This window comes from Glycomyces sp. NRRL B-16210, assembly GCF_000719515.1.
Classification (GTDB): Bacteria; Actinomycetota; Actinomycetes; order Mycobacteriales; family Micromonosporaceae; genus Glycomyces.
This window is the reverse complement of the sequence record NZ_JOGR01000010.1, coordinates 433,831-445,164: the sequence shown is the minus strand read 5'-3', so window position 1 is coordinate 445,164 and position 11,334 is coordinate 433,831. Positions and strand designations below refer to the sequence as shown.

Sequence of the window (11,334 nt, the reverse complement as noted above, 5' to 3'; positions counted from 1 at the left end):
CGGAACGTAATCGACAGGGGTCCGTGAACCCGACCTGACCGCACCGCGATCGGCCGCCCGCCGAACGCGGCCAGCCGCCGATCGCGTGCCGAACCTCAGGCGATCAAGTGCACGTCGCCGAACTCGTGCCACAGGTACCTCGCCTCGATCGCGGCCGTGTACGAGTCCCGGAGCAGCTCGGTCTCGCAGATCGCCTCCAGCATCGACAGGTGCGTCGACTTCGGCTCGTGCAGGCCCGTCAGCAGGCCGTCCACCACCTCCACCGGGCGCGCCGGGGAGACGATCCTGTCGGTGTGGCCCGACTTCGCGACGACCCTTCCCCCGGCCACCGCGCTCTCCAGGGCCCGCACCGCCGTCGTGCCCACCGCTATCACCCGGCCGCCCGCCTCGCGCGTCGCGTTCACCAGCCGGGCCGTGTACGCCCCCACCTCGAACCACTCCGGGTACGGGTCCTCGTCGCTCTCCAGCGACGCCACCCCCGTGTGCAGCGTGATCGGCGCGATCCCCACCCCCGCCGACACCAGCCGCGTCACGATCTCCGGGGTGAACGGCCTTGCCGCACTCGGCATCTCGGCTGAACCGGGCACCGTCGCGAACGCCGTCTGGTAGGCGCTGAGCGGCCAGTCCCTGTCTACATAGGAGTACCGGATCGGCCTGCCGTGCCGCGCCAGGTACTCCGGCACCGAGGCCACCGGCGGCCGCGTCACCCACAGCCGCTTGCCGAACCGCCGCTCCAGGTACAGCGAGACCCCGCCGGGCAGGTCCACGATCCGGCCCAGCACCTCGCCCAGGTACGGCTTGTCGCGGTCGCGCAGCTCCACCAGCCACGACCCGTCCGGCCGCGTGGAGGAGAAGTGCACCCGCCAGCCCTGCCGCGTGGCCACCGAGGCGGGCAGCGTCGTCGAGTTGTTCACCACGAGCAGGTCGCCCGGCCGCACCAGCGCCGCGAGCTCCTCGAACCGGTGGTGCCCTATCGTCCCGGTCGCCTTGTCGGTCACCAGCATCCGCACGTCCGACCGCGCCGAACCGCGCGCCTCGGCCGGGCGGTCGGCCTCCATCGCCGCCTCCAACGCGAACTCGAACGGGGAGGTCAACGTGGCGCTCATTCGTGGGCCTCCTGCCGCGCGTAGTCGGCCGCGGCGAACCTGCCGCTCGGCGGCGCGTCGCGTTCGCAAGCGCACCAGCGGAACCCGATGGCCTCCACGATCCGCTCCGCCGCGACGTGCGGCGAATCCGCCTGGGCCGCGTCCTCCTCGCCGATCGCCTCGGCGAGCATCGCCGTGGACATCTCCCCAGGATCGACCGCCCACACCGCGATCCCCGGCTCCTCCGCGCCGAGCACGTTCGAGAGCTGGTCGAGCGCGGCCTTCGTCGCCCCGTACGGGCCCCAGGTCGGGTACGGTCCCGTCGCCGCGTCCGAGGAGACGTTCACGATCGCCCCGCCGCGCTCGCGCAGCGACGGCAGCGCCGCCTGCGCCAGGGCGATCGGCGCCCGCACGTTCACGTCGAACAGGCGCGGCCACGCCTCCAGATCCGATTCGCCCAGCAGCGGCAGCGGCACCTCCCCGAGCGTGGACGCGTTGTTCACCAGCAGATCGATCGGGCCCCCGGCCAGCGCCACCAGTTGCTCGCGGTGCGCGGCGTCGGCCACGTCCCCCGCGAGGTACTTCGCGCCGACCTCCGCGGCGACCGCGGCCAGCCGCTCCTCGCCGCGGGCGGTCAGGACCAGGTCCCAGCCCGCCGCGGCCAGGCTCCGGGCCAGGGCCTCGCCCAGGCCCGCGGAGGCCCCGGTGACGATCGCGGTGCGGGCCTCTTCGGTGTCAAAGGTGTGGTTGCTCATGCCCGCCACGCTATGACCGGCGCCGCCCGCGCGCCTCCGGCTGAAGTCGCGGTCGGCGGTGCTCCGCAGGTCCTAAGACCACCGACCGAGGCATCCGGGCCGCGAATGCGACTACATTGGCACCGTGACCGCCTCCCATTCCGATCCCGCCTCGCTGCTGCACGAGGTGTCGGCGGCCGTCGGCGCGATCACCCGGCACCTGTCCGTGCACCAGGTCCTCGAGGTGATCGTCTCCTCGGCCCGACGCCTGGTCGGCGCCGACTACGCGGCCATCGGCATCCCCGACGACGAAGGCGGCTTCGCCGAGTTCATCACCGACGGCATCGGCGAGGAGCAGCGCCTGGAGATCGGCCCGCTCCCGCGCCAGCACGGGATGCTCGCGGCGATCCTCCACGAGAGCGAACCGATCCGCCTCGACGACCTGCGCCGCGACCCGCGCTTCCGCTGGTGGCCCAAGGCCCACCCGACCATGGCCGCGCTCCTGGGCGTCCCCATCCGCGACGGCGACCGCACCCTGGGGATCGTCGTGCTCACCAACGACCTCGGTAAGCCCGGCTTCGACGAGGCCGACACCGACCTCATCGAACTGCTCGCCTCCCATGCGGCCATAGCGATCACCAACGCCCGCCTCTACGAGCGCAGCCGCGAGCTCACCGTCGTGGAGGAGCGCAACCGGCTCGCCCGCGAACTCCACGACGCGGTCATGCAGCGCCTGTTCTCCCTGCGCCTCTCGGCCCGCGCCGCCTGCAAGCTCGTCACCATCGACCCCGCAGCCGCCGCGACCCGCCTCGAAGAGGTCGAGACGCTCGCGGCCGAGGCCATCGCCGAGCTGCGCGCGGTGATCGTGGAGCTGCGCCCGGCCGAACTCGACCTCCACGGCCTGGTCGAGACCCTCCGGCGACACGTCATCCTCCTCGACCGCCTCCACGACATCGACGTCCGCTTCGAACTGCGCTCCCCAGTGGACCTCTCCCGGGACGGCGAGGTCGAAGTGCTCCGGCTCGTGCAGGAAGCCCTCGGCAACGCCTTCCGCCACGCCCGGGCCCGCAACGTCGCCGTCACCGTCGAGACCGAGCAGATCACCATCGCCGACGACGGCGACGGCTTCGACGCCGACGAGGCCGCCACCCGAGGACTCGGCCTGCTCTCGATGAGGGAACGCGCCGCGGCCCTCGGCGGCGAACTCCACCTCGCCACCGCCCCAGGCGAAGGCACCGTCGTAACCCTGCGGCTCGGCGAGCCGGAAGACGCCGACGCGGACTCAGGCTCCGGCCCGGACTCGGGAGGGGACGCGGCCGGCAGCGGCCGCATTGGAGCGGCGGACTCCGCAGATTCGGGCGCGGCGAGCGGCACCGGCGCGGACCCTGAACCGACCGACGAGCCCACCCACACCGGCGAGGAGCCCGAACGTGCCTGAACCCATCCGGCTGCTGCTCGTCGACGACCACCCCGTGGTCCGCCGCGGCCTGCGCGGCTACCTCGAACTCGAACCCGACTTCACCGTCGTCGCCGAAGCCGGCGACGGCGAGGAGGCCCTGGCCGCCATCGCCGAATCCGCGCCCGACGTGGTGCTTCTCGATCTCAAGATGCCCGGCCTCGACGGCCAAGGCGTCCTCGACCGGCTCGGCGCGGGCAAGGACGGCCCGCGCGTCCTCGTCCTCACCTCCGCCACCGACGCCGACCGCGTCCCCGCCGCGATCAGCGCCGGCGCGGCCGGGTTCGTGTACAAGGACATCGACCCCGACGCGCTCGCCAGCGCGATCCGCACCGTCCACTCAGGGCAGCTCCTGTTCTCGCCGGTCGCCATGCGCGGCTTGATGACCGGCACCGCCGCCCAGGCCGCCCCGTCGCTCACCCCGCGCGAGAGCCAGGTGCTCGGGCTCATCGCGAAGGGCCAGACCAACCGCCAGATCGCCAGGGCCCTGGGCGTCTCGGAGAAGACCGTGAAGACCCACGTGACGAACCTGCTGCGCCGCATAGACGCCGCCGACCGCACGCAGGCGGCCCTCTGGGCGGTCCGCCACGGCATCGGCTGAGAACGCCACCGTCTACTGAGTCATGACCGACGGTCATTGCCTACAGTCCCCGTGTGCCCCTTTCACATAACACGACAATACGAACGCTCGTCCCACTGGTCGCGCTGGCGCTCACCGCCACCGGCTGCTCCTCCTCCGAGACGAGCCCGGCCTACGAGCTGACGGCCGGACCCACCGACGCCACCTGGTGCGCCGCGGGCGACGACCTGTGGTTCTACGAACAGGCCGATCTGGTCGGCCCGCACTTCAGCATCTCGGTCCTGTGCCACTTCGAAGGGACCGAGCCTCCCGAATCGCTCGCGGCGAAAGAGTCGCTCCTCGCCGATCTGCCCCCGACCGCCGACGGCGTGGACCTGGTGCTCAACCAGTTCGCGCTGGGTCCGAGCCTCGAGCCCGAGTTCGAGGCGGCCCCCGTCAAGGCCTGGGTCGCGCTCGGCGACGAGGAGTTCGAACTCGACGGGCTGCCCGAGCCCGGGTCGTTCCTCGCCGTGACCGTCCCCGAGAACGAGGACGCCGTCCTGTGGGTCGAGGACGACTCCCGCGCCCAGGGCCTGGACCTGCGCACCGGCGCGCGGGTCGACCCGGTCGCCGCCTACTACGGCGACCTCGCGACCAGCCCGGTCCTGGTCGAGATCTTCTTCTACGAGGAGGTCACCGTCCGCAACGGCTCCGGCGGCTGGGACCTGACCTGCGGCAGCGACTTCCTCGAAGCCGACCGCGGCGCCTGGCACGAAGATCAGGGCTGGGCGCCCGAGGGCACCGTGTTCCTCCAGGTGAGGTTCAACTGGTGCACCTATGAGGACAATCTCGTGTGGCACCTGGACGAGGACGCCGCCTTGAGCGTCGCCTCCGGCGACGAGCAGATCGCCCCGCTCTCGTGGGACACCGCCGAGCTCGAGAGCTCCGCCAGGACCCTGCGCTACACGGTCGTGTTCGCGATCCCCGAGGACGCCGCGACCGCGACGCTGGTGTTCACCCCGGTCGGCGATCTGGAGAACCTGGACGGCGGCGAGGACTACGCGTTCGTCGAGACGCCCGGGTCGATCGAGCGCGAACTCGTGTTCTGACCCGTGACACGCGGGAGGGCCCGGGCGCCGATCGGCGCCCGGGCCCTCCCGCGTCGCTCAGTTGCCGACTTCGAGCGGGTCGCCGCCTTGGCGCACGCCCGTGTCGAGGGCGTCGATCTTCTCCAGGTCGCTCTGGGGGAGTTCGAAGTCGAGGACTTCCCAGTTCTCCCTGATGCGCTCGGGCGTGACCGACTTGGGGATGACCACGTTGCCGCGCTGGAGGTTCCAGCGCAGGACCACCTGCGCCGGGGTGCGGCCGTGCGCCTCGGCGACGGCCTGGACGGCCGGGTCCTCGAACAGCCCGCCCCCGCGCAGGGCGAGCGGGCCCCAGGACTCGGTCGCGATGGCGTGCTCGTCGTGGTAGGCCCGCAGCTCGGGCTGGCTGAAGTACGGGTGCAGCTCGACCTGGTTGACCTCCGGGGCGGCCCCGGTCTCGGCCTCGACGCGGGCGAGGTGGTCGACGGTGAAGTTCGAGACGCCGGCGCTGCGGATCAGGCCCTCGGCGCGGGCGTCCACGAGCGCCCGCCAGGACTCGACGTACAGGTCCACGCCCGGGCGCGGCCAGTGCAGCAGGTACAGGTCGAGGTAGTCGGTGCCGAGGCGCTCCAGGGACTCGCGGAGGTTGCGGCGGACGTCGTCGTAGCCGTGCTCCCAGACCTTGCTGGTCAGGAAGACCTCCTCGCGCTTGAGGCCCGAGGCGGCGATGGCGCGGCCGACGCCGACCTCGTTCTGGTAGCCGACCGCGGTGTCCACGAGCCGGTAGCCGGTCGCCAGCGCGGTCTCGACGGCGGCCTGCGCGCCGTCGTCGTCGATCTTGAAGGTGCCGAAGCCGTAGCGTGGGATCTCGGCGCCGCCGGAAAGGGTGATCGCAGTGCTCAATCGGGTCATGCGCGCGAGCCTACTCGGCGAGAAGGCGCTTGCCCACCGAATCGCCGGCCGCGCCGCGACCGGAGGTCACGCCCCTCCTGGCAGCGCCTTGCGGTCGGCGTCGACCATGATGCGGGCCAGCTCGTCCCAGTGGACCCGCGCCTTCCAGCCGATCTCCCGCTCGATCTTCGCGGGGTCGCCGACCAGCTCGGGGACCTCGGCGGGGCGCTCGTACCGCTCGTCGTGCGCGACGTGCTCGCGCCAGTCGAGCCCGGCGTGGGAGAACGCGGCCTCGGCGAAGTCGCGCACCGTCGCCGCCCGCCCGGTGGCGATCACGTAGTCCACCGGCTCGTCGTGCCGGAGCATCCGCCACATGGCCTCCACGTACTCGGGCGCGTAGCCCCAGTCGCGCACCGCGTCGAGGTTGCCCAGGTACACCTTCTGCTCCAGGCCGGCCGCGATCCGCGCCACGGCCCGGGTGATCTTGCGGGTCACGAACGTCTCGCCCCGGCGCGGGCTCTCGTGGTTGAAGGAGATCCCGTTGACCGCGAACATCCCGTAGGACTCGCGGTAGTTCACCGTCGCCCAGTGCGCGTAGACCTTCGCGACCCCGTAGGGGCTGCGCGGGTGGAAGCGGGTGTTCTCGTCCTGCGGCGGCGCGGTCGTACCGAACATCTCCGAAGTGGAAGCCTGGTAAATCCGGGTGTCGATCCCGCTGGCGCGCACCGCCTCCAGGAGCCGGATCGCCCCCAGCGCGGTCACGTTCGCGGTGTACTCGGGCAGGTCGAAGCTCACGCGCACGTGGCTCTGCGCCGCGAGGTTGTAGATCTCGTCGGGCCGGATGTCGCGGATGAGGTTCACCATCATCCCCGCGTCCGTGACGTCGCCTTTGTGGAGGAACAGCCGCCGACCCGTCTCGTGCGGGTCCTGGTAGACCGTGTCGAGCCGGGAGGTGTTGGCGATCAGCGAGGAGGTGTGCCGCACGATCCCGTGCACCACATAGCCTTCGGTGAGCAGCAGCTCGGCCAGGTAGGAGCCGTCCTGCCCGCTGATGCCGGTGATCAGGGCGGTCCTGCCCCGATTGATCGTCATGTGCGTTCCTTCGCTGCGGTGCGCTTCTGCCCGCCTCTTGTCCGACTGTGGTGCGGGGCAAGTCTAGCGGCGCACCGACTGCCGCATGGCAATTGCAGTGGCAGTTCTACGTGCATAACTGCCATACGAGTCGAAGGTATTGCAGAGTGGAGCAGTCATGTGACACTGTGCTCATGGGAACTCCAATGACCCTTCGGCAGCAAATCGGGCGCGAGATCGAGAGCATGTGGAAGGCCTCCGGCCTGCCGCTGACGGACGTGCGCATCGTGCAGATCGTCGGCTCCACCAGAACCTTCAAACGGCTCATGGCCGGCACGAGGGTCCGCTTGACCTTCCCGGTCATCGGGGCTTTGTGCGACCTGTTCGAGGCTACCGACCAGAAGAAGTTCGAGCTCCAGCGGCTCTGGGACCTGGTTGACAGGGACACCTGGATGCAGAGTATGGAAGCCATGCTCAGGTCAGGTTTCAGTCCCTACCTGGGATTCGAGCAGATCGCCACTGCGATCGACTTGCACGAGACGACATTCGTGACGGGCCTGTTCCAGACCGAGCGATATGTGCGGCAGATGCACAAGCGGGACCCGTTCGTGCGGGCCGAGCAGTTGGACGAGCTCACCGGAGTTCGACTGGAGCGACAACGCCGGATGAAGGAGCGAGAAGCGGAGGTTCTCATTCGGGCCCTGCTGCACGAAGGGGTGCTCCGGAGCGGGTGCGATGCCGAACAACTGGAGTTGCTCTGCGAGGTCGATTCCCGGCCCAACATCCAGGTTGCCTACGTGCCCTTCGCGATCGGTCCCGTTCCTTCGCTTTCGGCGTCGTTCAGTGTACTATCGCTATCGAAGGACAGGACCCCCGATCTCGTCTACTTCGAGGCACCTGGCGAGTCGAGATTCGTTGAGGAAGCCGTATCGGTGCAACGATGCAAGAGAGCATTCGAGGAGGGGCTCCGGCAGGCCAGGACTGTTAGGGAGTTCAAACCATGAGGCAGACCGCTTGGCGCAAGTCCAGTCGCAGCGGCGGTGGCGGCGGGCAGACGGACAACTGCGTCGAGGCGCGAGTCACCGCTTGGCGCAAGTCGAGCCGGAGTGGCGGCGGTGACGGGCAGACGGACAACTGCGTCGAGGCTCGCGGCATCTCGTGGCGCAAGTCGAGTTCGAGCGCTGCGAACGACAACTGCGTCGAGGCTCGTGAGATCGCCGATGGATTCCAGGTCCGTGACAGCAAGCTCGGCGACGACTCCCCGGCCTTCGGTCTGGACGCCCCCGACTTCCTCGGTCTGCTGAAGGCCGCTTCACGAGGCTGAACCCCAAGACCATTCAAGCCGCCACCGGGAACCCGATGGCGGCTTTCGCTTTGCCCGAGGCGAGCCCGCTCAGTCCGGTTCGTCGTACCCGAACACCTCCTCCAGCGCCACCCCGAACACGCGGGCGATCTGGAAGGCCATCTCCAGCGAGGGGGAGTAGCGGCCCTGCTCGATCGCGATGACGGTCTGGCGGGTCACGTCGATGCGGTCCGCGAGCTGCGCCTGCGTCATCTCCCCGTTCGCGAAGCGCAGCGCGCGGATGTTGTTGGTGACCTTCGTCTTCCGGGCCACGCTCACAACCCCCGCCGGTAGCCGACGATGGTGGCGATCGAGGTGGCCACCGCCGAGGCGCAGTAGACGAGGTAGATCGCGCCCGCGATCCAGACGTAGTCCACTTCCGCGAGCACGAGTCCGAACGGGAGCAGGAAGCCGATGCCGAGCGCGCCGAACCCGGCCCGCTCGGCGGCCGCACTGATCGCCTTGTCCCGCTCGTCGCGGCGGTCGCGGCCCTTGCGCGGCGGGGGCGCCAGGAACATGTTGAGCACGATCGACGCGCCGACTGCGATGAACAGCGGCACTTGGAAATCGACCTGGTCGGCCGGGACGCCGCGCAGGCGCCCGAGCATGACGATGACGTAGACGACCGGCACCGCGATCGCGGTGGTCATGTAGCCCCACGCGTAGCGCTCGCCGTAGGGCAGGAGCGGTTCCTCGTTCGTCATGCCGCACCGCCTCGGCGGCCGGGAGCGGCCGCGATCGACGCGATCGGTCTGGGGTGTTGGAGTGACATCGCAACCTCCGAATGTCAAGAAATCTTTACATCACGAGCGTAAAGCAGAGCAGACATGATGTCAAGAATCATTGACATGATCATTCGGCGCGCGCGACCAGAGATCGATCCGCGATTTCCCCGTCGGGCCCCTTCGGCCGATACGATGTGACGACCCGCACTCTGCTCAGCGTCGACCAGGAATCCGGTGATCGCCCTTGACGGCCCTCCAAGTGGACCTCGCCATCGTCGGCGCGGGGCCGGCCGGCCTCTTCGCCGCCTACTACGCCGGTTTCCGCGGCCTGCGGACCGCCGTCATCGACGCCCTTCCCGAAGCGGGCGGCCAGATCACCGCCATGTACCCCGAGAAGCAGATCTACGACGTGGCCGGGTTCCCCGCGATCAAGGGCCGCGACCTGGTCGCCGACCTGCTGCGCCAGGCGGCCCCGTTCGAACCGGCCTACCTGCTCGGCCGCCGCGCCGAACGTCTCGCGCACGTCGACGGCGAGCCCGTGCTCGAACTCGTCGGCGCGGCCGGCGACGGGCCGTCCGAGGTCGAGCGCGTCGCGGCCCGGGCCGTGCTCATCACCGGCGGCCTCGGCAGCTTCGCGCCCCGGCCGCTCCCGGCCGCCGCGGACTTCCACGGCGCGGGCATCGTCTACTTCGTCCCCGAACTCGCCGCCCACGTGGGGCAGGACGTGGTCATCGTCGGCGGCGGCGACTCCGCCTTCGACTGGGCGCTCGCGCTGCACGGCATCGCCCGCAGCACCGTGATCGTCCACCGCCGCGAGCGCTTCCGCGCTCACAAGGCCACTGTGGACCGCGTGCGGGCGCTCGGCGTGCCCGTCATCGTCAACGCGCAGGTCACCGCCATCCACGGCACCGAACGCGTGGCCGGGGTCGCCCTCGACGTCAAAGACCAAGGGTCGCAGGAACTCCCGGCGGACGCGATCGTGGCGGCTCTCGGCTTCACCGCCGACCTCGGTCCGCTCGGGGAGTGGGGCCTCGACCTCGACCACCGCTGCATCAGCGTCGACACCACCATGGCCACCAACCTGCCGCGCGTCTACGCCGCGGGCGACATCGCGGCCTATCCAGGGAAGGTCAAGCTCATCGCCACCGGTTTCGGCGAGGCCGCCACCGCCGTCAACAACGCCGCGGTCGCCCTCGACCCCGAAGCGCACCTCTTCCCCGGGCACTCCAGCGAGAACCCCTGATCCGTTGGCGCGCAACGTATTCGGCTTACCGTCATTGTCGGTATGCGACTTACCGACGGGTATGGCGCCATGGCGTTCAGCGGCAGTCATACTATGCGTGGATGCTTGCCATGACCGTCGCCGACGGCAAACTCACCGCCGCCCAGGTGCCCGAACCTGTGCCCGGTCCCGATGAAGTGCTCATCGAGATCACCGCCGCCGGCGTCAACCGCGCCGACCTCCTCCAAGTCGCCGGCCACTACCCGAGCCCGCCCGGAGCGCCCGCCTGGCCCGGACTCGAAGTCTCCGGGACCATCGTCAACGTCGGCAGCGACGACAACGCGACCTTCCTCAACGCCGAGGTCTGCGCGCTCCTGCCCGGAGGCGGCTACGCCCAGTACGTCGCCGTGGACGCCGGACTCGTGCTCCCCAAGCCCGAGAACACCGACCTCGTCGACGCCGCCGGCCTGCCCGAGGCCGCCGCCACCGTCTACTCCAACCTCGGCTACCTCCTGCGCGAGGAGGCCGACCGCAAGCGGCGCGTGCTCGTCCACGGCGGCGCCGGCGGCATCGGCACCTTCGCCGTCCAGTTCGCCCACCGGCTCGCCGAGGCCGAGGTCTGGACCACCGCCCGCAAGGAGGCCGGAAAGCGGCTCGAAGCCCTCGGCGCCGACCGCGTCGTGGACTACCGGAACGAGGACTTCGCCGCGCTCGTCCAGGAGGCCGGCGGCGCCGACGCCATCCTCGACGTGATCGGCGCGGCCTACTTCGAGCCCAACCTCAAGGCCCTCGCCCAGGACGGGCGCCTCGCCGTCATCGGCCTCCAGCAGGGCAACGCCGCCCAGATCCACCTCGGGGGCCTGCTCGCCAAGCGCGCCACGATCACCGGCACGACCCTGCGCGCACGCCCGCTGGAGCAGCGCCGCCAGATCCTCGCCGAGGTCTTCGAACGCGTCTGGCCCGCCCTCGACGAGGGCACGATCGAACCGGTCGTCACCACCCGCCTCCCGCTCGCCGAAGCGGCCGAGGCGCACCGGCTCATGGCCGCCGGCGGCCACTTCGGGAAGATCGTCCTCACCGCGAAGTGACACCGGGCCCGTCGCCGATCGCAGCGCCGGGCCCGGCCGCCACCACCGCCCGACCGATCTAATGCGATGGAGCCCA

General features: G+C 70.5%; 12 protein-coding genes and 1 pseudogene. 7 read left to right on the top strand and 6 right to left on the bottom strand.

The annotated features are described in order from the left end of the window. Window positions 1-95: 95 nt before the first annotated feature. Window positions 96-1,106, bottom strand: coding sequence for an S-adenosylmethionine:tRNA ribosyltransferase-isomerase (locus IF12_RS0116175; protein ID WP_030160157.1), 1,011 nt, complete (start codon window positions 1,104-1,106; stop codon window positions 96-98). Then, window positions 1,103-1,840 carry an SDR family oxidoreductase gene (locus tag IF12_RS0116170; RefSeq protein ID WP_051704473.1) on the bottom strand — a complete coding sequence of 246 codons (738 nt, stop codon included), beginning with the start codon at window positions 1,838-1,840 and terminating at the stop codon, window positions 1,103-1,105. The genes IF12_RS0116175 and IF12_RS0116170 overlap by 4 nt, the downstream gene beginning before the upstream one ends. A 166-nt stretch (window positions 1,841-2,006) precedes the next feature. Between IF12_RS0116170 and IF12_RS0116165 the strand changes: the two are divergent. The 3 genes and pseudogenes from IF12_RS0116165 to IF12_RS0116155 form a co-directional block, all read left to right on the top strand. After that, window positions 2,007-3,074 (top strand): annotated as a pseudogene (locus IF12_RS0116165) (GAF domain-containing sensor histidine kinase); the annotation flags it as partial. 175 nt (window positions 3,075-3,249) lie between these two features. Continuing rightward, complete coding sequence (locus IF12_RS0116160) at window positions 3,250-3,876, top strand: response regulator transcription factor (protein ID WP_030160151.1); 627 nt, start codon at window positions 3,250-3,252, stop codon at window positions 3,874-3,876. A 53-nt stretch (window positions 3,877-3,929) separates the two neighbouring features. Beyond that, a complete protein-coding gene (locus tag IF12_RS0116155) occupies window positions 3,930-4,943 on the top strand; it encodes a hypothetical protein (RefSeq protein WP_030160149.1) in 1,014 nt (337 codons plus the stop codon). A gap of 57 nt (window positions 4,944-5,000) precedes the next feature. Here IF12_RS0116155 and IF12_RS0116150 read toward each other — a convergent pair whose 3' ends face one another. Next, the gene (locus IF12_RS0116150; protein WP_030160148.1) at window positions 5,001-5,831 is read right to left on the bottom strand and encodes an aldo/keto reductase; all 831 of its coding nucleotides are present in this window, start codon (window positions 5,829-5,831) and stop codon (window positions 5,001-5,003) included. Between the two features lie 66 nt (window positions 5,832-5,897). Continuing rightward, on the bottom strand, window positions 5,898-6,902 hold the full coding sequence (gene gmd, locus IF12_RS0116145) for a GDP-mannose 4,6-dehydratase (protein ID WP_030160146.1): 1,005 nt from the start codon (window positions 6,900-6,902) through the stop codon (window positions 5,898-5,900). A gap of 185 nt (window positions 6,903-7,087) precedes the next feature. Here gmd and IF12_RS0116140 point away from each other — a divergent pair, with 185 nt between their 5' ends. Both IF12_RS0116140 and IF12_RS0116135 read left to right on the top strand, forming a co-directional pair. Further along, entirely contained in the window at window positions 7,088-7,885 is a 798-nt protein-coding gene (locus tag IF12_RS0116140) for a DUF5753 domain-containing protein (protein ID WP_030160144.1), read from the top strand. Beyond that, the gene (locus IF12_RS0116135) at window positions 7,882-8,205 is read left to right on the top strand and encodes a DUF397 domain-containing protein (RefSeq protein ID WP_051704472.1); all 324 of its coding nucleotides are present in this window, start codon (window positions 7,882-7,884) and stop codon (window positions 8,203-8,205) included. The genes IF12_RS0116140 and IF12_RS0116135 overlap by 4 nt, the downstream gene beginning before the upstream one ends. Before the next feature lie 69 nt (window positions 8,206-8,274). On the opposite strand, the gene IF12_RS0116130 is transcribed toward IF12_RS0116135, so the two are convergent. Beyond that, entirely contained in the window at window positions 8,275-8,496 is a 222-nt protein-coding gene (locus IF12_RS0116130; RefSeq protein WP_030160140.1) for a helix-turn-helix transcriptional regulator, read from the bottom strand. 2 nt (window positions 8,497-8,498) lie between these two features. Next, window positions 8,499-8,927 carry a hypothetical protein gene (locus tag IF12_RS0116125; protein WP_051704471.1) on the bottom strand — a complete coding sequence of 143 codons (429 nt, stop codon included), beginning with the start codon at window positions 8,925-8,927 and terminating at the stop codon, window positions 8,499-8,501. A gap of 265 nt (window positions 8,928-9,192) precedes the next feature. Here IF12_RS0116125 and IF12_RS0116120 point away from each other — a divergent pair, with 265 nt between their 5' ends. Beyond that, window positions 9,193-10,191 carry an NAD(P)/FAD-dependent oxidoreductase gene (locus tag IF12_RS0116120; protein ID WP_030160136.1) on the top strand — a complete coding sequence of 333 codons (999 nt, stop codon included), beginning with the start codon at window positions 9,193-9,195 and terminating at the stop codon, window positions 10,189-10,191. 101 nt (window positions 10,192-10,292) lie between these two features. Further along, complete coding sequence (locus IF12_RS0116115) at window positions 10,293-11,258, top strand: NAD(P)H-quinone oxidoreductase (RefSeq protein ID WP_030160134.1); 966 nt, start codon at window positions 10,293-10,295, stop codon at window positions 11,256-11,258. Window positions 11,259-11,334: the final 76 nt, after the last annotated feature.